We start from the raw sequence: 24,177 nt of genomic DNA, 5'->3' as shown, positions 1-24,177 counted from the left end.
ACACGTTTTTTGGAGGAAACGGGCGATTCGATGGTTCGGTCGCCAACTTCTCTATGTTCCCTTATAGTCCGCTGACAGGAGCGGCTTGCATCAGACAACAACGCTATAAGCGAAGCGACTGTTCCGTTTCGTATAAGCGGCGGAGCATGGCATCGGCGCGCTCGAGTTCGGGCGGCATGGAGCTGCCTGCTTGTTCCGCTTGCCTTTGTCCTCATTTTTGCTTCCCCTTTCCGCTTCGCGATTATGATCAAAAAACGGGACGCTGTTTATACGGGTGTACGGCGTTTCGTGAGGATGGAGGACATTTTCCTTCTATTTCCAGATCAATGTGGTACAATGGTGTATCATAAAGCGGGAAGGGGGGAGAAGCCGTGCCGCCATTCGTTTGGCTTGAAACCGAAGAGGAAGTGAGAAGCGCTTTTCCAATCATGCGCGAGCTGCGCACTCACTTGGATGAGGAAACGTATGTTGCGCTTGTGCGCGAAGCGAAAGAAAAAGAAGGGTATAAGCTGGTGGCATTATATGATCAGGACAAGATGGTCGCTGTCGTTGGGTTCATGCCGATGATCACCCTCTATAACGGCCGTTTTATTTGGGTGTGCGATTTCGTCACCGCTTCAAGCGAGCGGTCGAAAGGGTATGGAAAAGCGTTGCTTTCGTATGTGCATGATTGGGCAAAAGCGCATGGTTACGGGATTGTTTCACTGTCATCCGGTTTGCAGCGCGTTGACGCCCATCGTTTCTACGAGGAAAAAATGGAATACCAAAAAGTGAGTTATGTCTTTTTAAAACGGTTATAATTATGGCGAAACGGCGTCTGCAGAATGGGCGCCGTTGATTTTTTAGTGGAAAATGGTTCGACTTTTCATTATAATAGCAATATAATTCATATTTCGGAACTATTATTCCGATATTCGGAACAAGAGGAGACCATGAACAAAACGGTTTTGAAAACAAAAGAACTGCTTGATTTGTTTCTCGATTGTGAGCGGTTGACGTTGCCCGAAATGGTCGCGCGTCTTCGGATGCCGAAAACATCGGTGTACCGGATGGCGCAGTCGCTCGTAGCGCTTGGCTTTTTGCAAAAACAAGGAGATCATTATGAACTCGGCTTGTCGCTGTTGACATTTGGAATGCTCGTCGCTGAGCGGCTCGATCTTCGCCGGGTGGCGCTGCCGGTCATGGAGCGGCTGAAAGAGGAGACGAAGGAGGCGGTCAATCTCGTCGTCCGCGATGGCGATGAAGCGCTATATATTGAAAAAGTCGAGACGTCCGAACCGGTGCGCGTCTATACGAAAGTCGGGCGGCGCGCGCCGCTGTACGCCGGGGCGTGCCCGCGCGTCTTGCTCGCGTTTATGGCTGAAGCTGACCGGGAACGATATGTCGAACAAGTGGAGTTAGTAAAAATCGCTAAATGTACAGTGACGGACAAGCAAGTGCTGCGCCGATTGCTAGAGGAAGGCCGAAACCGCGGCTATACGGTCAGCTATTCCGAGCTAGAAAACTATTCTGCCGCTGTTGCCGTGCCCATTTTCAACCATGAAGGGGCGGCAGTCGCCGGGTTGAGCGTCGCCGGTCCGGAGCAGCGTTTTTCGCCGGACGATGTAGCGCGCATTGTTCCGCGATTGAAACAGGCGGCGATGGACATCTCGCGCGAGCTCGGCTTTCAAGGGAAGGGATGACAATGGAGTACACGTTGGTTCCATTATGCGAATATGCGGTAACCGTCCGGTTTGCCAGTTGCATTGATGAAGCCGTCAACGACATCGTTCACCAAACAGCGGTCCGGCTTCAGGCCGCGCAAAAAGAAGGCATCATGGAAATCGTGCCGGCGTTTTCATCGCTCACTGTCTATTACGATCCGTTAGTGGCGGGGAATTATGCCGACGTATGCGCCTGGCTGCGCGAGAATATCAGATCGTCCGGACAGGACGCCTGCCGTCTGACGCGAACCATCGTCATTCCCGTCTGTTACGGCGGCGAGTTCGGCCCGGATTTGGCGGATGTCGCCCGCTTTCATGGGATGACAGAGGACGAAGTGGCAGCGCTTCATTCTGCGGGACGCTACCGCGTCTATATGATCGGTTTTTCTCCGGGGTTTGCCTATTTAGGAGGCTTGTCGTCGCGTTTGGCGACGCCGAGGCGGACGGTGCCGCGCACAACGGTGCCCGCCGGTTCGGTCGGCATTGCCGGCGGACAGACGGGCGTCTATCCGCTCGCGACGCCAGGGGGCTGGCAGTTGATCGGCCGGACGCCGCTAAAGCTGTTTGACCCGCACCGGGAGGAGCCAAGCCTGCTTTCAGCCGGTGACATCGTCCAGTTTCAGCCGATTGGTGTCGAGGAATTTGCACGTTTGGAGAGAGGAACATGATTGATGTGATGGATGGCGGATTTTTTACAACGGTCCAAGATGGCGGGCGCAGCGGCTACCGACATGCCGGCGTTCCGGTCGGCGGAGCGATGGACGCTTGGGCGTACCGCCTCGCCAACGCGCTTGTTGGCAATGAGGGGGATGAAGCGGTGCTCGAAGCGACGATGGCCGGCCCGACCCTTCGCTTTCACGTTGAGACGGTCATCGCTGTATGTGGCGGTGATTTCCCGTGCACGCTCAATGGCCGGCCGCTTCCGCTTTGGAAACCGGCAATCGTTCGGCCGGGGGACGTCCTAAAGATCGGCGTGTGCCGGGCGGGGTGGCGCGCGTATATCGCGGTGGCAGGCGGCATCGCTGTTCCGCCTGTCATGGGCAGCCGCTCGACATACGTCCCCGCACGGCTCGGCGGCTTATCAGGCCGCCCGCTCCAGCCAGGGGATGTGCTGCCGACGGGCGCTGCATGCCGGCACCGTGTTGCCAAGCCGCTTCGCTGGGGGCTGGCCCGTTCAGCCAGCCGATATATTGGCGGAAAAACGAAAACGGTGCGCGCTGTCCCCGGCCCGGAGTATGGCGAGTTTACGCCGGAAAGCCGCCGCCAGTTTTTCGCCGCTCGTTACGAGGTGACACCGCAGTCTGACCGGATTGGCTACCGGCTTTTTGGTCCGGCACTGGCGCTTGGGCGTGAGCGGGAGATGGTGTCGGAAGCGGTTGTGTTCGGCACGGTGCAAGTCCCCGCATCCGGCCAGCCGATCGTGTTGATGGCCGACAGCCAGACAACGGGCGGCTATCCGCGCATCGCCCAAGTGGCGGCAGCCGATCTGCCTGTATTGGCACAGGCGCGACCGGGTGATTGCGTTCAGTTTCAGCCGATTGCGCCGGAAGAAGCGGCGCGGCTTTATATCGAACAACAGCAGCGGCTCGGCCGATGGGTCGCGACCATTCGCCGCCAATGGGGGGAGAATAGTGAAAACGATTGATTTGAACTGTGATTTTGGTGAAAGTTTTGGCGTGTACCGGATTGGGCAGGAAGAGATCTTGTCGTATGTCACTTCCGTCAATATTGCCTGCGGGTTTCATGCCGGCGACCCGCTCGTCATGCGGCAAACGGTGCAGCTCGCCATCCGGCACGGCGTCGCCATCGGCGCTCATCCGGGATTTCCCGATTTGCTTGGTTTCGGGCGGCGGATGATGGCCGTTTCGCCGGAGGAAGTGTATGCGTACGTCGTGTACCAAATCGGCGCGCTATCGGCGTTCGTCAAGGCGGAAGGCGGCGTGATGACGCACGTGAAGCCGCACGGCGCCCTGTACAATATGGCGGCGAAAGATACAGCGCTTTCAGAAGCGATCGTCAAAGCGGTGTATGATGTGGACCCATCGCTCGTCTTATACGGCTTGGCAGGCAGCGAGCTCATCCGCGCCGGACAAGCATACGGCTTGCGGACGGCGAGTGAAGTGTTCGCTGATCGCACCTACCAGGCAGACGGTTCGCTCACACCAAGGAGCGACCCGCAGGCTGTCATTGCCGATGAAGACGAAGCGGTCAAGCAAGTGCTCACGATGATCCGTGACCGGCGCGTCCGCTCGGTGCAAGGGACAGACGTGTCGATTGAAGCCGACACTGTCTGCCTGCACGGCGACAATGAGCAGGCGGTGCGGTTTGCCAAACGGCTGCGTGAAACGCTGCAAAAGGAAGGCGTCGCCATTGAGGCGATGCGGCAGGAGGAGAGACGATGAACAGGAAAGAAGGCAGATTAAGCGTACTCATTGGGGCTGTCTTTTTAATGGCCACATCCGCCATCGGCCCGGGATTTTTGACGCAAACGACCGTATTTACCGCTCAACTGGCGGCTAGCTTCGGGTTTGTCATTTTGCTTTCCATTTTGCTTGATATCGGCGCCCAAGCGAACATTTGGCGCATTATCGCCGTTTCCGAGCGGCGGGCGCAAGATATCGCCAACGCCGTGCTGCCCGGTCTCGGCTATGTGTTGGCGGCGTTTGTGCTCCTTGGCGGGCTTGCCTTTAACATTGGCAACATTGGCGGTGCCGGGCTTGGGTTCAACGTGCTGTTCGGCATGTCTCCAAAGACCGGGGCGATCGTGAGCGCCATCATCGCCATCGCCATTTTTCTCATCCGCGAAGCCGGCAAGGCGATGGACCGTTTTGCCCAACTGCTTGGGCTTGTCATGATCGCGCTGACGCTCTATGTTGTGTTTACAGCCAAGCCGCCGCTTGGTGAGGCGGCCGTTCGGGCGGTCGTTCCCGAAAAAATCGACTTTTTGGCCATTGTGACGCTCGTTGGTGGAACAGTCGGCGGGTATATTACGTTTGCCGGCGGTCATCGGCTGCTTGATGCCGGCATCAAAGGGAAAGACAGTTTGACGGAAGTGACGAAAAGTGCGGTTTCGGCGATCGGTGTCGCCTCGCTCATGCGCATTTTGCTGTTTTTGGCCGCGTTCGGCGTCGTTGCCCAAGGATTGACACTTGACCAAACCAATCCGCCAGCTTCGGTGTTCCGGCTCGCCGCTGGCGAAATCGGCTACCGCCTGTTCGGCATCGTTATGTGGGCGGCCGCCATTACGTCGGTGGTCGGCTCGGCCTACACATCGGTGTCGTTCATCCGCACGTTCCATCCTGTTTTGGACCGGTTCCATCGCTGGATCATTGTGTTGTTTATCTTCATCTCAACGGTCGTGTTTATCTCGATCGGCCGCCCGGTGAAAACGTTAATTTTAGCCGGAACGCTAAACGGGCTCATTCTCCCGCTGTCGCTTGGGGTGATGCTTGTCGCCGCCTATAGGCGGGACATCGTCGGCGACTATCGCCATCCGCTTTGGCTCACCGCGTTTGGCGCTATTGTCGTCGCCTTGATGGCATATATGGGCGTGTATACAGCCGCACAGCAGCTGCCGCAGCTGTTTCAATGAAATGAAAACTGTGATGCCTTTTGTCCGTTTCCAACATTTGCATTTCTCCGCCGTCCTTTTGTAATATAGAAACGGGTTCACGGAAGCGGCATTGCGGTCTTTATGGCCCAGTGCACCAAGGCCATAGCGGTGGGGAAAGGAGACAAACCGAACAATGGACGAGGCAACTATTAAGGTCATCGTGTTTGATCTCGATGGAACGTTGTACGAGGAAACAGAGCATTTCGACTATTACGCCGAACAAGTGGCGAAACGGCTTCAGGAAACGGAGCGACCGCCTTTTTGGAACGATTACCGGGCGGTGCTTGCCGGACGCCACCCGCTTCGCATTGGCAGTGTGTATGATACGAAAGAAGATTTGATTTTACAGCTTGAGAAAGGAGCAGTTCGCGAGGCGCGCCGCTGGAGCGGCGAACAGCTGGAGGCCCGCGCTGCCGAAGCGCTCTATCCCGGGGCGGTCACGATCGACTTGGATCGGTTTTTCAGCATCGGCGATCTTTGGTGGGTGCCAAGTTCGATTGGCCGCCATTACGGATTGACGAACGAGGATACATATGCCGCATTTTTAGAAACGCGCGAATGGATGATGGGGCCGGAGTTTACTATGAAGGGGGCTCCGGGGTTTGCCGAGACGCTCGCCGAGCTGCGCGAGAAAACGGCGCTTGTGTTGATGACAAACAGCCCGGAACCGGACAGTGAAGCGATTTTGCGAAAGCTGGGGCTGGCGGATGTATTCCATTATAAAATTTTCCAAGCCGCTAAGCCGGTTAAAACGGTTGCCCATTTGGAAGCGATTCGGGCGCGCTTTGGGGTTGAGTACAAGCAAATGCTGTGCGTCGGCGACAATGTCGGAAACGATATTCTTCCCGCCCGCCAGCTCGGCTGTCAGACGATGTTGATTGACGCGTACGGTTTGGCGAAGCCGGATGATGCCGATGTCATCGTCGCTTCAACATCCGCGTGCGTGCCGGTGCTGCGCCGCCTATTGTAGGCGGCGCCTCTTTTGCCTCTATTTGTCTGAATGTTATTGATATTCAGTGCAATTTTATGTACAATAAAAGAGATGGGGTACATACTAACCGGTTAGTAAGCGTCATGACCGAGGAGCTTGGGCATGTCGATAGTATTGTAACCGCTTTCCTGGAGTGGAGGTTGCTGCGTTGCGGCATCGTTTGAAAAAGGAGGGAGTTTCATGAATACACGTCACTACCCATACTGGCCGAAGCGGCTGTCGAAAACGCTGACCGTTCCGGAAACAACGCTCGTTGATCATTTGGAAACGACGGCAAAGCGTTATCCGAACAAAACGGCGGTCTATTACTACGGGGCTGCGTATTCGTACAAACAGCTGCTCGATGACGTCAATGCGCTTGCCGGCTACTTGCAGCAAAAGCTGTCCGTCAAGCCGGGCGATCGCGTCCTGTTGTACATGCAAAATTCTCCGCAATTTATCATCTCCTACTATGCCATTTTGCGCGCCGAAGCCATTGTCGTGCCGATCAACCCGATGAACACCTCAGAAGAGCTTTCCTTTTACGTCAACGATTGTGAAACGAAAGTCGGTCTTGTTGGACAGGAGCTGCTTGACAAAGCCGTTCCGCTTTTCGACCGGACGCCGCTTGAGCATGTCATTGTCGCCGCGTACTCCGATTACGCGTCCAATGAATCACCGGTTGCCTTGCCTGCGGAAGTGGCAGCACCGCGGCGGATGGCCAAGGATGTGCGTCTCTCCTTATGGGCCGATTGCCTTGATGCCGGCTTGCCGCCGCTTCCATATCACGGCCATGTTGATGACATTGCTGTCTTGCCGTACACATCTGGGACGACTGGGGTGCCAAAAGGCTGCATCCACCCGCACCGGACGGTGAACGCCAACACGGTCGGCGCCTATTATTGGGGCAATGTGACGAGCGATTCTGTCGCCTTGGCGACGCTGCCGTTTTTCCACGTCACCGGGATGGTGCACAGCATGCATGTGCCGATTTTTGCCGGCTCAGCGATCGTGCTCATGACGCGCTGGGACCGGGACGCCGCTGCGCGGCTCATCGAGCGGTATCGCTGCACCCATTGGGTGAACATTAGCACGATGTTGATCGACTTTTTGGCCAACCCGGCGCTTGGCCGGTATGACATTTCCTCGCTCTCAAGCATTTCCGGCGGCGGGGCGGCGCTGCCGGAAGCGGTCGGGGAAAAATTGTTTGAGCTCACCGGCGTCCGCTATTTTGAGGGGTACGGATTGTCGGAGACGATTTCGCAGACGCATTTCAATCCGCCGGATCGGCCGAAGTTGCAATGCCTTGGCGTGCCGGCCTTCGATGTTGACGCACGCATCATCGACCCGGCGACCGGACGGGAGCTTGGCGTTGGTGAAGTCGGGGAAATCGTTGTCCATGGCCCGCAAGTGTTCCGTGGCTACTACCGGCGTGAAAAGGAAACGGAAGAGGCGTTCATTGAATTGGATGGAAAACGGTTTTTCCGCACCGGTGACATCGGGCGGATGGACGAGGAAGGTTATTTCTTCATCGTCGACCGCGTCAAACGGATGATCAATGCTTCCGGGTATAAAGTGTGGCCGACCGAGGTCGAATCGTTCCTGTACAAACACCCAGCCGTCCAGCAGGCGTGCGTCGTCGGCGTGCCGGATCCGCGCCGCGGCGAAACGGTTAAAGCGTTTATCGTCCTTCACGACGAATATGTCGGTAAAGTGACGGAAGAAGAGATCATCGAGTGGGCCAAAACGCAAATGGCGGCGTACAAATATCCGCGTCTCGTCGAGTTCCGTCCGTCACTGCCGATGACATCAAGCGGCAAGCTGCTTTGGCGAAAATTGCAAGAAGAAGAATATGAAAAAGCGGGGAAAGGGGCGAACGCCTAATGGCAACGATGGTAGAGACGGTCCTTGGCCCAGTAGCGGCGGATCAGCTTGGCAAAACGCTCATCCATGAGCATTTCCTCTTCGGCTATCCGGGGTTTCAAGGAGATGTGACACACGGTCCGTTCCGCGAAGACGAAGCGCTTCGCGTGGCGATCGAAGCGGCGGAGAAAATGAAACGGCACGGCGTCCAAACGGTCGTTGACCCGACGCCGAATGACTGCGGGCGCAATCCGGCGTTTTTGCGGCGCGTCGCTGAAGAAACCGGGCTGAACATCATTTGCGCCACCGGCTATTACTATGAAGGGGAAGGGGCGCCGCCGTATTTCCAATTCCGCCGGCTGCTTGGGACCGCCGAGGACGACATTTATGATATGTTTATGGCCGAATTGACCGAAGGCATCGCCGGCACGGGGGTCAAAGCCGGCGTCATTAAACTTGCCTCAAGCAAAGGGCGCATCACCGAGTACGAGAAGCTGTTTTTCCGCGCCGCCGCCCGCGCGCAAAAAGAAACGGGCGCGGTCATCATCACTCACACGCAAGAAGGAACGATGGGGCCGGAGCAAGCTGCCTATTTGCTTGAGCATGGCGCCGATCCGAAAAAAATCGTCATCGGCCATATGTGCGGCAACACCGACCCAGATTACCACCGCCGAACGCTAGCTTACGGCGTCTATATCGCTTTTGACCGCTTCGGCATTCAAGGGATGGTCGGCGCGCCGGCTGATGACGAACGGGTTCGCACGCTGCTTGTCCTTCTTCGTGACGGATATGCCGATCGGATCATGCTTTCCCATGATACGGTCAGCCTTTGGCTTGGCCGCTCGTTCACGCTGCCGGAGCCGTTTGCCGAAATGATGAACAACTGGCATGTTGAGCATTTGTTTGTGAACATCCTCCCGGCGTTGAAAAACGAAGGGATTGGCGACAAAGAGCTGGAGCAAATGTTTGTCCGCAATCCGGCCGCCTTGTTCTCCGCTTAACACGGCCGAAAGAAAAACGAGTTGGCCGATCATACGGCGGCATCGTTCCGAGTGCCGGGCCGGCCAAACAGGTTGTCTGTCTTTAACGTCATTTCCGAAAGAAGTCTTCCGCCTCAAGGAACGTGCAGGGCAATCGCTCAATAGGTAGGCGGGAGAGGAACGCCGGGTGGCCATCGCCGACGAATTGGGCGTTTACGGTTCGGACGGACCCCGTCGGAACGAACGAAAGGGTTTTTCTGTGTGGCTTACCGTTCGGTGAACACGCACCAATCGCCTGAAGCCCCCGCCCCTAGAAGCACAGGCGACGGGTAGTTTACGCGAGGGACCGTTTCATTATGATCGTTCCGTGCGCAGCGAAAAAAGCTCGCTGCGTATCGGCCCCTTTTCTTGTACAAGGTTGAAGAGATGAATGCGAAACCCGCTGTCGCTTGGCTTAGCCGAGCCGCCAGCGGCTTTTTATTTGACACCCGCTTTTTTCCACCATCATGAATAATTTTCCTGATGTGTTGAAAAATAAGGAAAGACATGAGCCGGGCGAAAGGAGGAGAAAAGGTGCCGGCGATTGAAAAGCGACTCCTGTTCTTCTCGCTGCTTGCCATCGCCTTGTACGTGTCGCCGTATTTTGTCCTCGGTGAAGATGCCCATATGCGCGTTCACGACAATTTGGACTCGAACATCGCTTGGTATAAAGTGCTCGCCCGCAGCGGCGAATTGTTCGGGCCGGTCGATGGGATCATTCCGCAGATCATTAACGGGCTGCCGCGCAACGCGTTCGGCACGGAATTCAGCGGCATCGTTTGGCTCCATGCGTTGTTTCCGTCCGTTTATGCCTACGGAATCAGCCAAGCGATCACTCGCGTCTTTGCGTTCATCGGCATGTATTTGCTGTTGAAAACGCATGTCTTGCCAGACCGGCGTTGGCTATGGATTCGCATCGGTGCTGCTTTGACGTTTGCCTTGACGCCGTTTTGGCCGTCGGGAATGTTAAGCACGCTCGGCATGCCGCTTGCACTTTGGGCGTTTTTAAACATCCGCAACGGCGAGCGCTCATGGGTGAACTGGGCGGTGTTGACGTTCTTGCCGCTGTATTCAAGTTTTGTTCTCGGCTTTTTCTTTTTCTTAAGCGCGCTCGGTGTTTGGTGGCTTATTGACATCATCCGCGGCAAAGGCTGGAACTGGCGGTTTTTCGCCGCGATCGCCTATATGACAACGCTCTATTTGGCGGTCGATTACCGGCTCGTTCATTCGCTTTTGTTTTCTGATGAACCGACGAGCCGTGACGAGTATTTCCACGCCCGTTTGCCGCTTTGGCGCGTCATCCGGTTGACGTTCAAAAACTACGTGCTCGGGCACACGCATGTGATGACCGTGCACGGACTCGTCATCTTGCCGGTGACGTTGATCGCCTTGTATTTCGTTTGGAAACGGAAGCGCTGGCGACAGGAAATGCCGTTTGTCGTGCTGCACGTGCTGAACGTTGCCTTGTCTACGTGGTATGCGTTTTGGTTTTACAAAGGATGGCTGCCGCTTACCGAACGATTTGATTTGCTCGATAAGTTCAATTTTGCCCGCTATCATTTCTTGCGCCCGATGGTCATTTATGTCTTGTTTGCGATGGCGCTGAAAATTGTTTGGCAGGAAGGGCGAAGGTGGCGGGCGGTCGGTGCGGCGGCAATCGCTTTGCAGCTGTTGGTGCTCATCTCGTACAACGAGGAAATCGTCTACCGAAATAAACCGTCGTTCCGTGAATTTTACGCCGAAAAACAGTTTGCTGACATTCGTGAATATATCGGCCGTCCTGTGCATACATACCGCGTCGCCAGCATTGGCATCCATCCGGCGATCGCGCAATACAACGGCTTTTACACACTTGATACGTACAACAATTTCTATCCGTTGGAATATAAATACCGCTTCCGCCGCATCATTGCCAAAGAACTTGAAAAAAACAAAAAACTGCGTGAGTATTTCGATGAGTGGGGCGGGCGCTGCTACTTGTTCGTCGATGAGCTCGGCAAGCGCTATATGTTTAAGAAAAACTCGAAACGGACGATCCGCCATCTTGAATTGAACACGGAGGCGTTTTACGAGATGGGCGGGCGCTACATTTTTTCGGCGCTGCCGATTGAAAACGCAGCGGAAAACGCCCTTCGCCTTGAACGGGTGTTCCGCTCTGATGAATCGGCTTGGACGATCTACTTATACAAAGTGGTGCGGGAAGGAGGAAGATGACATGTCTGACCCGATATTGGCCATTGTCGTGCCGTGCTATAATGAGGAGGAAGTGCTGCCTGAGACCATCGGCCGCTTGCGGGCATTGCGCGAAGAGCTGATCGAAGAGCGGCTCATTTCGCCAAAAAGTGCGCTCCTGTTCGTCGATGACGGCAGCCGCGACAGCACGTGGAAGCTCATTTACAAGGCGAGCTTGCGCTACCCGGAAGTGAAGGGGCTGAAACTAGCGCGCAACGCGGGCCACCAAAACGCGCTGTTGGCCGGACTGTTTGCGGCGAAAGCGCACGCCGATTGTCTCATTTCGATTGACGCTGACTTGCAAGACGATTTGTCAGCCATTCGCGAGTTTGTGCAAAAGTTTCGCCAAGGCTATGATATCGTTTACGGCGTGCGCCGGCGGCGCGACACGGACACGTGGTTTAAACGCCATACCGCCCAAGGATTTTACCGGTTAATGAAGATGTTTGGCGTCGACCTCGTTTACAACCATGCCGACTACCGCCTCATGAGCCGGCGCGCTGTTGACGCGTTGGAACAGTTTGGGGAAGTGAACTTGTTTTTGCGCGGCATCGTCCCGCTCCTTGGCTTCCGGTCAGCATCCGTTTATTACGATCGGAAGGAGCGGCTGGCCGGGCAAACGAAATATCCGTTGAAAAAAATGATCGCTTTTGCGCTCGATGGCGTGACATCGTTCAGCATCACGCCGATCCGTTTCATTTCGCTCATTGGGTTCGTTTCTTTTGTCGTCAGTCTGATGTTCGGCGCGTATTTTCTTTTTTTAAAGTGGGCCGGGCATACGCAAACAGGCTGGACATCGCTGATCACGTCGATTTGGCTGTTGGGCGGATTGCAGCTCATCGCCCTTGGACTGATCGGTGAGTATATCGGGAAAATTTACAAAGAAACGAAGCGGCGGCCGCGCTATATCGTTGATTTAGATTTATGGAACTGGCCGCTGCCGCAGCGGCTGTCGCCGGCGGCGCCGACCGACAAGCCGGATGCCGCGGAATGGACGCGGCCGTAGCAGGAGGAAAGGAAGGTGGCGTTTGGCGCCGCCTTTTTTTCTTTTCTTGCAATTGAAAAAAAGAAAGAGTAGACTGATGGATGGGACGAACTCATCATTTCGTTAGTCGGAGCATGGCAGCCGCACTTACGCTGCCAAGCAGAAAAACTAGCAAAGGGTTTCGCTCGGAAAGGGGAGAATCGGAGATGGACAACTGGCACAAATGGGCGGAATTGCTTGAGCGGGTGCGAGAGGCGAATCCGCTCGTCCATCATATCACGAATGTCGTCGTGACGAATTTTACGGCGAACGGACTCTTGGCGCTTGGCGCTTCGCCGGTGATGGCGTATGCGAAAGAGGAAGTGGCCGAGATGGCGAAGCTTGCCGGGGCGCTTGTGTTGAATATCGGAACGTTGAACGCGACGGAAGTCGAGGCGATGCTTATGGCCGGCCGGGCGGCCAATGAGGCTGGCGTGCCGGTGATTTTCGATCCGGTCGGCGCCGGAGCGACCAGCTACCGAACGGAGACGGCACGCTACATCGCCGAACAGATCAAACTCGCGGCCGTGCGCGGCAATGCAGCGGAGATCGCCAATATGATCGGCGAACCGTGGATGATTAAAGGGGTCGATGCCGGCCAAGGAAGCGGGGACGTGGTCGCCTTGGCCAAACGGGCGGCCGCCAAGCTTGGCACCGTTGTGGCGATTACCGGAAAAGAAGATGTCGTCACAGATGGACAGGCAACATATTTGATCCGCAACGGCCATCCGCTGTTGACGAAAGTGACGGGAACAGGCTGTTTGCTAACGTCGGTAGTTGGCGCGTTTGCCGCCGTTGAGCCGGATGTTGTGAAGGCGGCGGTGGCGGCGCTAGCGTATTACGGGGTTGCGGCTGAACAGGCGGCCGCTGAAGCCGAAAAACACGGCCCAGGCAGCTTTCAGGCGGCGTTTTTGGACGCCTTGGCTCGCATTGGCGTCGATGATGTGAAGCGGGATGGACGGGTCGAACAACGGTGAAAGGGGAGGAGAACGATGACGGTGTATAAAGCGTTGACGATTGCCGGGTCGGACAGCGGCGGCGGCGCCGGCATTCAAGCGGACTTAAAAACGTTTCAAGAGCTTGGCGTCTTTGGCATGTCGGCGATTACGGCGGTGACCGCGCAAAATACGCTCGGCGTGCAAGGCGTCTACCCGCTTTCGGCTGAAGCGGTGGCCGCACAAATCGAATCGGTTGCGGCCGACTTGGGCGCGGATGCGGTTAAAACCGGGATGTTGTTTAGCGCTGATATCATCCGCACCGTTGCGGAACAAGTGAAAAAGCACGGTTGGGAGCGGCTTGTCGTCGACCCGGTGATGATCGCTAAAGGCGGCGCCCCGCTGTTGCAGGAAGAGGCGGTGGCGGCGCTAAAAGAGGCGCTGTTACCGCTGGCGTTTGTCATTACGCCGAACATTCCTGAAGCGGAAGCGTTGACCGGCATCGCCATTCGCACGATGGATGACCGCCGGGAAGCGGCGCGCCTTCTTCACCGCATGGGTGCCCGCTATGTCGTCATTAAAGGCGGCCATGACGATGAGGGCGAGGAGACGGTTGACTTATTATATAACGGCAGCGAATTTTCGTATTTCAAAAGCAAGCGGATTGACACGCGCCATACGCACGGAACCGGCTGCACGTTCGCCGCAGCGGTGGCGGCTGAGCTGGCAAAAGGAAGACATCCGGTCGATGCCGTCGGGACGGCGAAATCGTTCGTGCAGGCGGCGATCTCCGAGCCGCTCGGCATCGGCCAGGGCCACGGGCCGACGAACCATTGGGCATACCGGCAATACGGGGAGTGAGAGCGATGGCGCGCATTGCGAGTGAGGAGATGAAAGAGCGGCTTGCCGTTTACTTTATTATGGGAAGCCAAAACAGTGAACGCCCGGCCGCCGATGTGCTCAAAGAGGCGCTTGACGGCGGCGTGACGCTGTTTCAATTTCGCGAAAAAGGAGCCAATGCCTTAAAAGGGGCGGAAAAAGAAGCGCTGGCTCGGCAGCTGCAGCGCCTTTGCCGCGCGTATGGCGTGCCGTTGATCGTCAACGATGATGTTGAACTGGCCCTCGCCATTGATGCCGACGGCGTCCACGTCGGTCAAGACGATGAAGACGCACGGCGCGTGCGGGAGAAGATCGGCGATAAAATTCTTGGCGTTTCGGCGCATAATGCCGAAGAGGCGAGAGCGGCCATCGAAGCGGGCGCCGACTACATCGGCGTCGGCCCGATTTACCCGACACGCTCAAAGGACGATGCGAGCGAAGCGCAAGGTCCCGGCGTTCTCCGCCATCTGCGCGAACAAGGCATCACAATCCCGATTGTCGCTATCGGTGGCATTACGGTTGACAATGCAACAGCGGTCATTGAAGCCGGAGCGGATGGCGTGTCAGTCATTAGCGCCATCGCTTCCGCTCCGGAGCCAAAAGCGGCGGCTGCAGCGTTGGCAGCGGCGGTGCGGGCCGCCGGCCCGCGCTAAACGGCGGCGAAACCGCCAGAAAAAAGGGTGTCCCATTTGCGGGACACCCTTTTTTTCGCGCTACGATGCTGTCTGTCGCCATTTCGGCAGCCGCCATTCCAAAAGCGGCCGCACGAGCCGAATGACCGGTTTGCTCCCGAGGATGAGCATCACGGCAACCGATAGGGCAAGCAGAAGCGGATAGCCATGCACATCCATAATAAAGTCAGGGAACGGCGTTTCGTGCAAATATTTTAAAATAAACCCGTGCAAGATATAGATGTAAAACGTGCGCGCTCCCAGCACGGAAAAAGAGAAGCGCTGTCTCGGGATGAACGATAAGAAGCTGAACATCATCAGCAAGCTTGCCCCGTAAATGGCAAGGCGGCTCGCGATGCCGGCCGGTTCGGAGACGCCAAGCGTATCGTATGACTTCGAACCGTACAGCCAATCTTGCGGCAAATCCGGAAAGCCAAAGTGAATGAGCAAAAACATGCCGGCAAGCACGACTAGCGAAACGAGGCGCATCGAGGCGGCAAACAGGCGCTCGATTGCCGGCTTTTCGAAGAAAAACCCGAGCAAAAAGAAGGGGAAAAACGTGAGCGTTCTTGACAAGCTCAGCCATTTTTCCGCTTCCATCATGCCGCCGATGAGCCCAAGCAAAAGCGCGAGCGGCAGCGCCATTCGCTTTGGCAGCCGGCCGAACCATAGCAACAAGACGTTCCAACTGAACAGGCTAAGCAAAAACCATAAGCTCCAGTGCGGGGTCAATAAATCGAGCTCAAGTGACCGCTTGTCATACAAAAAGAAATAATAGACGGAATATAGAAGTTGAAACAAAATATACGGAAACAGCAGCTTTTTTGTGATTTTTTGCAAGTAGCCGCGCTCATGGAACTTTTTGGCGAAATAGCCGGAGATGAAAATGAACGCCGGCATATGGAAAAAGAAAATCCACGTATACAAGCTGTGCACCCATAAGACGCTGTCAATGTACGGGCGCAGAAAGTGGCCAAACACGACAAGAAGCATTAACGCACACTTCGCGTTGTCAAAATAATAGTCCCGCTCCTTCACGGTGTTTCCTCCTTTCTATACACACCAATTCGAATCATACTCCTTCTTTTTGGGGGAGTCAACAGTTGAAACATGGCGGCTGTGGGGAACGGCTGTCCGTGGACATCAGTTTGCCAAAGAAAGGTGATGATTTCGTGAAAAACGGTCAGCATGAAACCGAGGATATGACGCAGTTGTTGCAAATCATTAATGCTAAAGGGGACGAAGGCGAACTGCATGAGATCGTCTGCAGCGATGAGTTGTTTTGGAAAAGCTTGCGGACGCAAGCGGAAGACAGCGCGAAAGGGGGCGAATAAGAAATGGAGCTGCTCCGGGCAAAACGGATTGCCGAGGCCGGGGAGATCGTCTCGGTGACGTATGAAGGAAAACCGGTGATCATCCAACACGTCGATGAAGAGCAGGAAATGGCGCGCATTTATTTCGCCGATGAGCCGGAACGCGAGCAAGATGTGCCGGTGCGCCTGCTCGAGGAGCGATAAGCGCCGGGCAAGCTGCCGCTCGTTTGTCAAGGGAAAGCCGATGACACGTATGGCCCCAGTATGATATAATGACTTAAAAAATGACGTTTGAACATTGGAGTGACAAACATGAACATCGGCTTTGGGGAAATTGCGCTCATCGTCTTTTTCGCTTTGTTGATTTTTGGTCCGAAAAAGCTGCCCGAATTAGGACAAGCAGCTGGGAAAACGTTGCGTGAATTTAAAAATGCAACAAAAGGCATCATCGACGACGACGAGACGACAAAAGCACAAAAATAAGAGGCTAGGCATAGAGGCTTAGCCTCTTATTTTTTGTTTTTTGTCCGCGAGCCGCCAAACGATTCATTGCTTTCCTGCGCCAGCGCAGCAAAAAAGAGACAAGCTTGACCGCGAAAGGCCATATACATACATGTGGGAACATGTTGTTCGTTTTTTTTGTCGGCCAAATGGCCAACGTGGCGGGGGGATCAACCATGGTGATGAGAAAAATAATGGCAATCGTTGGGGGGAGCGTGCTGCTTGGCATCGGCATTAACGTCTTTTTAGTTCCCCATCATTTGCTTGACGGGGGGATGATCGGCCTTGGACTGATCGCCAAATACGTCTGGCACGTTCAAGCAGGCCTGACGATGGTCATCTTAAGCGTTCCTCTTTATTTGGCGGCTTGGTTTTATTACCGTCCGTTTTTTTACAACAGCTTGCACGGCCTTCTATTCTCCTCGTGGATGATTGACGTATTGTCGATTTTGCGCGGCATAGTTACGTTGAATCCGCTCTTGAGCGCAATCATCGGCGGGATGCTCGTCGGCGCGGGGATCGGCCTGATGCTGCGCGAGGAGACAAGCACGGGCGGCACCGATTTGCTCGCTCAGTTTATTGCCAAGTGGACGAATTGGAACGTGGGGGTGATTATCTTTGTCATTGATGCTTGCATTATTTCGACCGGGAGTCTCATGATTGACTCGGTGCCGTTTATTTATTCGTTAGTTGTCGTCACGGTCGTCGGAGCGGTGACGACAATGTTAACGAGCGAAAAAACGACGGGGGTGTAACTTGGCCCCCATCGTTTTTCATGAACATTCCCCGCCTGCCCGCCGGTTAAGAGGCGGGAACTTTTCCGTTGGACATATGATAAAGAGGGGAATGCGGGCGTCATCGAACTTGGATGCCCCTAGCCTGCAACGATCCGCTGCAATGGAGGCAATCCGCTGCAGCGGGCGATATGCAAGCTGTTTCAGATGGAAGGCGGGCGCTTGTTCACTGTTTCGCCAGCTCGAGCGCGCGGTAGACGTTAATAAGCCCATAGCCGTAATGCGGGTCTTTTCCGCGTTCGCCTAAATCGTCGGCGCTCTGAATAATCATGCGGCGCACCTCGTCGTTTGTAAGGCGCGGGTTGATAGAGCGAATTAAGGCGGCGAGCGCAGTGACGTGCGGCGCGGCCATCGACGTGCCGGAAAGGGCGGCGTACCGGTGTCCGGTAAACGTGCTGGCAATGTTCGTCCCGGGCGCGACGACATCTACATAATCACCATAGTTGGAGTACAACGCATACGAAAGATCCGGGTCTACCGCTCCGACACTGATCACTTCCGGGTAAGCGGCCGGAAAGCTCGGCTGGGACGTGCTGTCATTGCCGGAAGCCGCCACAAGCACGACGTCATGGGCATAAGCATAGCGGATCGCTTCCTCGAGCACCGAGGACGGCTGATAATTGCCAAGACTTAAATTGATGACTTTCGCTCCGCGGTCGACCGCCCAGCGGATTCCTTTTGCTACATCAATGCTAGTCCCATAGCCGTCAGCGTTTAACACCTTGACGGCCATGATCGGGTTAAACCATGTCATGCCGGCGACCCCTTCGCCATTATTTGGCTGCGAAGCGATGATGCCGGCAACATGGGTGCCATGGCCGTTTTCGTCATCCGGAGAGCGGTTGTCGGCCAATACGTTGTACCCCGGACCGAGGCGGCGCACCAAATCCGGATGAGTTACATCGACACCGCTGTCGATCACGGCGACAGGCACCGTTTGTCTGCCGCGCGACAACGTCCATCCGGCTTCCGTATAAATGGCTGGCAAATTCCATTGGTAACGGGCATAAAACGAATCGTTCGGCCCTTCCGTTGGCCACGAAAGGTCATTTTGCATGTAAATGTAGTTCGGCTCGCAATAATCGATCGCCGGAATCGTGCGGAAATAGCGGCGCATTTCCTCATACGTCCGCTCGCGCGAACGGAACACAAACACATGGTCAAGCCGCTTGACAAGCCGTCCGGCAATGGCCGCCTCCATTTGCTGAATGTCGCGGTCCGCAGGCGTCGTCCGGAAACGGACGACGATTTCGTTCTCAAAATAGTGGCTTCGGTCGCCACGTTGGTTATGGCGGATTTCCCGAACGCGCGGGTGCTCGTTCAATTGTTGTTTCAGCTGTTCCCCTGCGCCGAGGCTGTCTAAGGCGATGACGGTTGGGTGGGTGCGCGCGTCTTTTATGTCAAACGGTTCAAGCCGCGGCGGGGCCGGGGCGTTTCGTTCGGTCGCCGGCCGGTTGAAACTGATGGCAGTGACGACGGCCAAAACTACGACGGCACTAATGGCTGCCCATATCGTCAATCGGCGATTCATGATGTTCACCTCCTTCTTTGTTAGGATGGGCGAATGGCGGGCAAATGATGAAAAAATGGGATTCTCCCTTTAATGGGCGAATCCCATGAATTCATCTAGCGTCCGGCTGATTGCAGCACTTGTTGCGCTGCCTGTATATCCATACGCAACTGCTCTTGAACGTTGGTCGGATGGTAATACCCTTTGTTGACCATATATTGGCTAATTTGCTCATGAAACGCAATCGCATCATTTAAATGTTGCTTCAGCGTATTGCGCACTTCCGGGGTGGCTGCTTCGGCAATGGCCATCGCGCACCCTTTGATCGCACTTTTCGCCCCAATGAGATAATCGGCGGCGATCATTTGATCATTTAATACGCCGGTCGGCGTCATTGTTGCCTGCATCATTGTCCCTCCTTCGTTCGTTACGATAATAAGTTTTGCAAGTCGCGGATATGCTGCGTTGTTTTTTGGATGTCTTGCTCGATGAGCGATTTCAGTTGCGGGTCGATCACCATTTGCCGCATGGCCATGCTTTTGGCGAGGCATGTGTTTTTAAACATCAGCAGCTCGTGCAACTCGAGTGTTTCGTGCGTTCCTGCCGCTTTCATCCCTTTCACCACCTTCCGTGACATAGTATGTGCCCATTTGCCTGCCGTATAGGTGGGGAGTGATGGAAACGTCGGGGATGGCGCTTCGAGGCAGCTGTCCCATCGGAAAAAAGCGCCGGCGGTGTGCCTCAAGTTTTACCGGTGGCGGGGCATACTATGTCCGCAATCCATTTTCATGCAGGGGGTGAATGAACGGATGAAAAAGGCAGCCATTGCGTTAGGCATCGCGGTTCTCCTTCTTTTGGCTGCCGGGGCCGCTCTTCTTTTGCGCCGGGGTGAGTACGCGGCTGTACCGGACAACGAAGCGGTGAAGCCGTATAAAGCAAGCGAGCGAACTGGGATCGACTGGTGGGGACGTTGGATCGGCGCGGATGACGGCCGCGTGAAAACATTGTCGACGGCAAACGGGCGCTTACGGGAAGAGGACGGAGCGGTTCTCGTCGATGACCGGCTGCTTCGTCTCGGCAAAGAGGTGTTTTATAAGGAAACATTTGGGAATGAAGTGTTCTTAACCGACATTATGGGCATCGTCGACGGGCCGCTGACGCTCGCCAATATAGCGAAAGCGATTGCCGCGCTAAGAGGGGAAGGGACGACGAACTTGCGCGTGCCGCTTGCGGAAGATGTAACGATCGGCGACCGGACGTATAAAAAAGGGGAGCTGATTGACACCGGCATCGATGTGCCGAAAGGGTCATACTTGCCGCTCGGGATGCCGATTGTGACCGATGGCGGCTGCGTGCGCGTCGGCATCAGCTGCGCGGCTTGTCACGCGACGGTCGATCCGCAGACGAAAAAAGTGGTGGAAGGGGCGCCAAACAATGACTTAAATGCCGGGCTGTTGATGGCACTAGCGACGAATTCGGCCGCCTATTTCACTCATGCCAACATTCGTTCGTTGCGCGACTATATCGACTCGCTCAATCGGACGATCGTTGACTCGCGCGGACGTAAAGCGGCGCTTCCGGACCCGGAGCGGCTTGAGCGGGAAGTCGACCGCATTTTTGCCAGCTGGCCGCGCGGCAATTTCGATTCGACGATCGACATGAAAGCGAATCCGGCGCAAATTCCCGACTCGTTTACACGCGGCGACCATCCGTACGGGTGGAGCGGTTTCGCCGCCGTTGGCCCGTTCCGCGGTTTGTCCGCTTTCAGCAACAACGTGCATGCGCAAAATGCCGATTCGTTGGCCCAGGCGGAAATTAGCGAGGCGCTCTTTGGCATTGACAAGGAAGTGTATCTCGGCACGATTTTGCAAAATGCCGCCAATCAGTGCCGAGCCTGATCGGGCTCGCTTGGAGCGCTCCATACTTGCATGATGGCGGTGTGGCGGTTGGACCGAACGGGGAGCTCGGGCTGGCGGGCACGGTCGGAAAAGGCATTGTCCCCGACGCGCGCAACAGCTTGCGGGCGCTTATTGACCGGACGTGGCGCCAGCGCGTCATCGCTGCGAATACCACTGATCCCGCCTTGCCGACAGTGCATGTGACAGGGGAGGGGCATCGATATTGGATCGACCGTCAAGCCGGATTTACGAAGGAGGAGCAAGAAGCGGTATTGGATTATTTGTTGTCGCTCACATCGCGTTGACCGCCCTGGGAACAGTTCCCTTGCAACAGCTGCTGTTTAGCGGCTCACACTACTAGGCAAGGGAGGGAAAACGATGAACGAAACATGCTTTTATTGCCAGTGCGAGTGCGACGACAACGTGCATTACGTTTCGTTCCATACCAACGGCGAGGAGCGTGAGGAAACGCTCTGCCCGGAGTGTTACCAAGAATGGCTGCAAGGCATGAAAGGTTGATCTCTTTTCCCGCGTTCATCCCGCTTGAAAGCGGAGTCCGCTTCGGTGAAGAGGACAAACGAAACCGCACCGTGATCAAACCGGTGCGGTTTTTGGCGAAAGCGGCGGGGTGGCGACGGTGTCATCCAAGCCGCATGTTTCGTCGTAACAACGGTACACCGCCGCCTTGGCCCGCGGGGTGTGGAGCGACAATTGTAAAATGCGCTCCCTTCCCGTAGGGGTGACCTTTGTTTCCATTTTGAGCGCCGCGCCATCGAGCGTCAGCGAGTAAAATCGGTACGTCAAGCCGAGCCATGTCCGTTCAGACCGGACGGTATCCGGATGATGGCGAATGAGTTCGGCCAGCTCGGCGAACGAATGGGTTTCCCGCTGCATCCATTCACGGATGGCAGCGGTTGTTTGTTTCAGCCAATTTTTCCATGACGAGTTCATCAGCATCACCTTTTTTCATCCAGCATGCCCATTTCCGCCGCTCGCTATACAGGCAGCCGGATGGAGAAGGTCGTCATATTGGCATCAGACGAACAGCTGATTTTGCCCCCATGGTCTTCAATCACTTTTTTGCAAATGTAAAGGCCGATGCCCGTCCCTAATTTTTTGGTCGTAAAAAAAGGCTCAAAAATGGTCTCGACGATATCGGCGGGGATCGCCGGACCGTTGTTGGCGATTTCGACAGTGACCGTTCCGTTCTGAGAACGGGCAGCGATCTTGATGCGGCGCGGTTTTTCCTTTTCTTTCACCGCTTCGATCGAGTTGAGCAAAATGTTTACTAATACTTGGCGAATCTGATCTTTATAGGCAAAAATATGTATGGATTCATCGATCGCCAACGAAATGTCGACATCGCTGTCGACGATCGTCGCGTATAAAAAATCTATGATTTCCTCTAACAGTTGGCGCAGCGAAAATGTTTTCTTTTCGCTCTCGGCAATTTCTTTGCGCGAGGCATGCAGAAATTGCGAAATACGAAATTTCAACTGCTGCAGCTCATGGTCGATAATGTCTAAATATGGCAAGTGAGGATGCTCAAATTTTAACAGTTGGATAAAACCGATAATGGCTGTCAGCGGATTGCGAAATTCGTGAACAAAACTGGACGACATTTGTCCGAGCAAGGTCAGCCGATCTTGGTGCGACCTGGCGATCAATAGATTTTTCTCGTGCAGCTCCGCTTCCTTCAGTTCGTTATATTTCTTAACGGCATGAAACAAAAATTGATCAAACAGCTCGTTCATATGGTCGACGAGCGGAGCCAGCTCGGTGATCGGCAATGGTGCGGTTAACGCGTGCTTAATGATCAACCGCCGCCCCAAATTTACGTTGTAGACGAGGGCGCCGATGCCGGCGTTCATTTCCGCCCGTTCCTTGGCAATTTTATTGGCCAGCCGTTCGACTGTCTCACCGGACAGCGACCGCAGCAACGCTTCTTTGACTAGCGCAAACATTGCCAAGCCATTTTGTTCAACGCGGTCAATGTATTTATCATCGTCGGCAATTTTCATATGCTGCCGCCAATAGGAAAGGAAGCTGGGCAGATGGGTTTCCAAATGGGTGACGAGCTGCTGTGCGGCAGATGCCAAAAAAGCCACCTCGCTTTCCGTCATTTATTATCATTATAAGGGGGAATATCGAACTAGAACAGAGGGAAAATCGCGATATGTCCGATAAAACTCGTTTTCTTTTACAAAAAAGCTAGGAAATGCCCGTCCACATGAGGCGAGGCAGACCGTTTGAAGAAAAAAGGCAAAATCATGTATAATGAAGCAGTCAGAAATCTCTTCCAAAAAGGTTGGGGAACGCTGTGAAACTGTATGACTCCATTTTAGACCTAATTGGCGGCACGCCGATCGTGAAGTTGCGGCGCCTTCCGGACCCGAACGGGGCGGATGTATATATGAAACTCGAATCGTTCAATCCGGGCGGCAGCGTCAAGGATCGACCGGCTTGGGAAATGATTCGCCGCGCCGAGGCGGAAGGGAAAATTACGCCGGGAGAAAGCACGATCATTGAACCGACGTCCGGCAACACCGGCATCGGTTTGGCGATGGTATGCGCCGCCCGCGGTTATCGCTGCATCATCACGATGCCAGATAACGCGACAGTCGAACGGGTGAAAATTTTAAAGGCGTACGGAGCAGAAGTCTATTTGACGCCGGCGGAGAAACGGATGCAAGGAGCGATCGACGAGGCGAATCGGCTCGCTCGCGAAATCCCGGATAGCTTCATCCCGATGCAGTTTGAAAATCCGGCCAATCCGGACGCACATCGGCATACGACGGCGGTGGAAATTTACGAAGCGTTCGCTGGACGGCTCGATGCGTTCGTGCTCACTGCCGGCACCGGGGGAACGGTGACGGGAACGGGAGAAGAATTGAAAAAACGGATTCCGAATTTGCGCATTTATGTCGTCGAACCGTACGGCTCGCCCGTCTTGTCGGGCGGCAAGCCGGGGCCGCATAAAATTCCCGGCACAGGTCCGGGGTTTATCCCAAGCATTTTAAACCGTTCGATTTATGACGACATTTTTTTGATCAAAGATGAAGACGCCCAGCAGATGGCACGCGAACTGGCGGCGAAGGAAGGCATGTTGGTCGGCGCCTCGGCTGCTGCGAGCGCCTATTACGCCATCAAAGTGGCCAGGCAGCTGCCGAAAGGAGCGCGCGTCCTTTGCATGGCGCCTGATTCGGGCGAACGGTACTTGTCATCGGATTTATTCGCTGATTAACCAGACGG

General features: G+C 55.2%; 25 protein-coding genes and 2 pseudogenes. 21 read left to right on the top strand and 6 right to left on the bottom strand.

Annotated elements, in window-relative coordinates; translation table 11 throughout:
- Positions 1-371 precede the first annotated feature (371 nt).
- The 14 genes and pseudogenes from B9L21_RS08970 to thiE all read left to right on the top strand — a co-directional run bounded on the left by B9L21_RS08970 (position 372) and on the right by thiE (position 14,891).
- Complete coding sequence (locus tag B9L21_RS08970; RefSeq protein ID WP_063166080.1) at positions 372-800, top strand: GNAT family N-acetyltransferase; 429 nt, start codon at positions 372-374, stop codon at positions 798-800.
- 132 nt (positions 801-932) lie between these two features.
- Positions 933-1,682, top strand: a complete 750-nt coding sequence (locus B9L21_RS08965; protein ID WP_063166079.1) for an IclR family transcriptional regulator — start codon at positions 933-935, stop codon at positions 1,680-1,682.
- Positions 1,679-2,375: pseudogene (gene pxpB, locus B9L21_RS08960) on the top strand (5-oxoprolinase subunit PxpB). The gene B9L21_RS08965 and the pseudogene pxpB overlap by 4 nt, the downstream one beginning before the upstream one ends.
- On the top strand, positions 2,368-3,348 hold the full coding sequence (locus B9L21_RS08955; protein ID WP_063166077.1) for a biotin-dependent carboxyltransferase family protein: 981 nt from the start codon (positions 2,368-2,370) through the stop codon (positions 3,346-3,348). The pseudogene pxpB and the gene B9L21_RS08955 overlap by 8 nt, the downstream one beginning before the upstream one ends.
- Positions 3,335-4,105 (top strand): 5-oxoprolinase subunit PxpA, encoded by a 771-nt coding sequence (gene pxpA, locus B9L21_RS08950; protein WP_063166076.1) that lies wholly within the window; start codon positions 3,335-3,337, stop codon positions 4,103-4,105. Before B9L21_RS08955 ends, pxpA begins: the two co-directional genes overlap by 14 nt.
- On the top strand, positions 4,102-5,295 hold the full coding sequence (locus B9L21_RS08945) for an NRAMP family divalent metal transporter (RefSeq protein WP_033009290.1): 1,194 nt from the start codon (positions 4,102-4,104) through the stop codon (positions 5,293-5,295). The genes pxpA and B9L21_RS08945 overlap by 4 nt, the downstream gene beginning before the upstream one ends.
- Positions 5,296-5,449: 154 nt before the next feature.
- Complete coding sequence (locus B9L21_RS08940; RefSeq protein WP_063166075.1) at positions 5,450-6,286, top strand: HAD family hydrolase; 837 nt, start codon at positions 5,450-5,452, stop codon at positions 6,284-6,286.
- Between the two features lie 201 nt (positions 6,287-6,487).
- A complete protein-coding gene (locus B9L21_RS08935; RefSeq protein ID WP_063166074.1) occupies positions 6,488-8,170 on the top strand; it encodes a long-chain fatty acid--CoA ligase in 1,683 nt (560 codons plus the stop codon).
- Positions 8,170-9,150 carry a phosphotriesterase gene (locus B9L21_RS08930; protein WP_063166073.1) on the top strand — a complete coding sequence of 327 codons (981 nt, stop codon included), beginning with the start codon at positions 8,170-8,172 and terminating at the stop codon, positions 9,148-9,150. The genes B9L21_RS08935 and B9L21_RS08930 overlap by 1 nt, the downstream gene beginning before the upstream one ends.
- 552 nt (positions 9,151-9,702) lie before the next feature.
- On the top strand, positions 9,703-11,382 hold the full coding sequence (locus tag B9L21_RS08925) for a DUF6044 family protein (RefSeq protein ID WP_172796408.1): 1,680 nt from the start codon (positions 9,703-9,705) through the stop codon (positions 11,380-11,382).
- Between the two features lies 1 nt (position 11,383).
- Entirely contained in the window at positions 11,384-12,406 is a 1,023-nt protein-coding gene (locus B9L21_RS08920) for a glycosyltransferase family 2 protein (RefSeq protein ID WP_063166071.1), read from the top strand.
- A 185-nt stretch (positions 12,407-12,591) separates the two neighbouring features.
- Positions 12,592-13,401 carry a hydroxyethylthiazole kinase gene (thiM, locus tag B9L21_RS08915; protein ID WP_063166070.1) on the top strand — a complete coding sequence of 270 codons (810 nt, stop codon included), beginning with the start codon at positions 12,592-12,594 and terminating at the stop codon, positions 13,399-13,401.
- Positions 13,402-13,416: 15 nt separating this feature from the next.
- A complete protein-coding gene (thiD, locus tag B9L21_RS08910) occupies positions 13,417-14,220 on the top strand; it encodes a bifunctional hydroxymethylpyrimidine kinase/phosphomethylpyrimidine kinase (RefSeq protein WP_063166069.1) in 804 nt (267 codons plus the stop codon).
- A gap of 5 nt (positions 14,221-14,225) precedes the next feature.
- The gene (thiE, locus tag B9L21_RS08905; protein WP_063166068.1) at positions 14,226-14,891 is read left to right on the top strand and encodes a thiamine phosphate synthase; all 666 of its coding nucleotides are present in this window, start codon (positions 14,226-14,228) and stop codon (positions 14,889-14,891) included.
- 60 nt (positions 14,892-14,951) lie between these two features.
- Here the strand turns inward: thiE and B9L21_RS08900 are convergent, their stop codons facing one another.
- On the bottom strand, positions 14,952-15,947 hold the full coding sequence (locus tag B9L21_RS08900) for an acyltransferase family protein (RefSeq protein WP_063166067.1): 996 nt from the start codon (positions 15,945-15,947) through the stop codon (positions 14,952-14,954).
- A gap of 65 nt (positions 15,948-16,012) precedes the next feature.
- Here B9L21_RS08900 and B9L21_RS08895 point away from each other — a divergent pair, with 65 nt between their 5' ends.
- From B9L21_RS08895 to B9L21_RS08880, 4 genes are all read left to right on the top strand, one after another.
- A complete protein-coding gene (locus tag B9L21_RS08895; RefSeq protein ID WP_225995642.1) occupies positions 16,013-16,243 on the top strand; it encodes a hypothetical protein in 231 nt (76 codons plus the stop codon).
- Between the two features lie 3 nt (positions 16,244-16,246).
- Positions 16,247-16,426, top strand: a complete 180-nt coding sequence (locus B9L21_RS08890; RefSeq protein WP_063166066.1) for an H-type small acid-soluble spore protein — start codon at positions 16,247-16,249, stop codon at positions 16,424-16,426.
- Positions 16,427-16,534: 108 nt separating this feature from the next.
- Positions 16,535-16,705 carry a twin-arginine translocase TatA/TatE family subunit gene (locus B9L21_RS08885; RefSeq protein WP_011231011.1) on the top strand — a complete coding sequence of 57 codons (171 nt, stop codon included), beginning with the start codon at positions 16,535-16,537 and terminating at the stop codon, positions 16,703-16,705.
- 194 nt (positions 16,706-16,899) lie between these two features.
- The gene (locus B9L21_RS08880; RefSeq protein WP_409071362.1) at positions 16,900-17,478 is read left to right on the top strand and encodes a YitT family protein; all 579 of its coding nucleotides are present in this window, start codon (positions 16,900-16,902) and stop codon (positions 17,476-17,478) included.
- A gap of 205 nt (positions 17,479-17,683) precedes the next feature.
- Here B9L21_RS08880 and B9L21_RS08875 read toward each other — a convergent pair whose 3' ends face one another.
- The 3 genes from B9L21_RS08875 to B9L21_RS08865 all read right to left on the bottom strand — a co-directional run bounded on the left by B9L21_RS08875 (position 17,684) and on the right by B9L21_RS08865 (position 19,640).
- Complete coding sequence (locus B9L21_RS08875) at positions 17,684-19,048, bottom strand: S8 family peptidase (protein WP_063166065.1); 1,365 nt, start codon at positions 19,046-19,048, stop codon at positions 17,684-17,686.
- Between the two features lie 95 nt (positions 19,049-19,143).
- Positions 19,144-19,434 carry a spore coat protein gene (locus B9L21_RS08870; RefSeq protein WP_063166064.1) on the bottom strand — a complete coding sequence of 97 codons (291 nt, stop codon included), beginning with the start codon at positions 19,432-19,434 and terminating at the stop codon, positions 19,144-19,146.
- Positions 19,435-19,454: 20 nt separating this feature from the next.
- Positions 19,455-19,640 (bottom strand): hypothetical protein, encoded by a 186-nt coding sequence (locus tag B9L21_RS08865; protein ID WP_063166063.1) that lies wholly within the window; start codon positions 19,638-19,640, stop codon positions 19,455-19,457.
- A gap of 196 nt (positions 19,641-19,836) precedes the next feature.
- On the opposite strand from B9L21_RS08865, the pseudogene B9L21_RS08860 reads away from it, so the two are divergent.
- Together B9L21_RS08860 and B9L21_RS17645 are read left to right on the top strand one after the other, a co-directional pair.
- Positions 19,837-21,230: pseudogene (locus B9L21_RS08860) on the top strand (hypothetical protein).
- Positions 21,231-21,303: 73 nt separating this feature from the next.
- Positions 21,304-21,444 carry a hypothetical protein gene (locus tag B9L21_RS17645; RefSeq protein WP_168157886.1) on the top strand — a complete coding sequence of 47 codons (141 nt, stop codon included), beginning with the start codon at positions 21,304-21,306 and terminating at the stop codon, positions 21,442-21,444.
- A gap of 75 nt (positions 21,445-21,519) precedes the next feature.
- Here the strand turns inward: B9L21_RS17645 and B9L21_RS08855 are convergent, their stop codons facing one another.
- Both B9L21_RS08855 and B9L21_RS08850 read right to left on the bottom strand, forming a co-directional pair.
- A complete protein-coding gene (locus B9L21_RS08855) occupies positions 21,520-21,876 on the bottom strand; it encodes a hypothetical protein (RefSeq protein WP_063166062.1) in 357 nt (118 codons plus the stop codon).
- A gap of 44 nt (positions 21,877-21,920) precedes the next feature.
- The gene (locus B9L21_RS08850) at positions 21,921-23,024 is read right to left on the bottom strand and encodes a histidine kinase N-terminal domain-containing protein (RefSeq protein ID WP_063166061.1); all 1,104 of its coding nucleotides are present in this window, start codon (positions 23,022-23,024) and stop codon (positions 21,921-21,923) included.
- Positions 23,025-23,245: 221 nt separating this feature from the next.
- Here B9L21_RS08850 and cysK point away from each other — a divergent pair, with 221 nt between their 5' ends.
- Positions 23,246-24,169 carry a cysteine synthase A gene (cysK, locus tag B9L21_RS08845; RefSeq protein WP_063166060.1) on the top strand — a complete coding sequence of 308 codons (924 nt, stop codon included), beginning with the start codon at positions 23,246-23,248 and terminating at the stop codon, positions 24,167-24,169.
- Positions 24,170-24,177: the final 8 nt, after the last annotated feature.

The organism is Geobacillus uzenensis, from assembly GCF_002217665.1.
Lineage (GTDB): Bacteria > Bacillota > Bacilli > Bacillales > Anoxybacillaceae > Geobacillus > Geobacillus subterraneus.
This window is presented reverse-complemented; position numbering and strand designations above follow the sequence as displayed.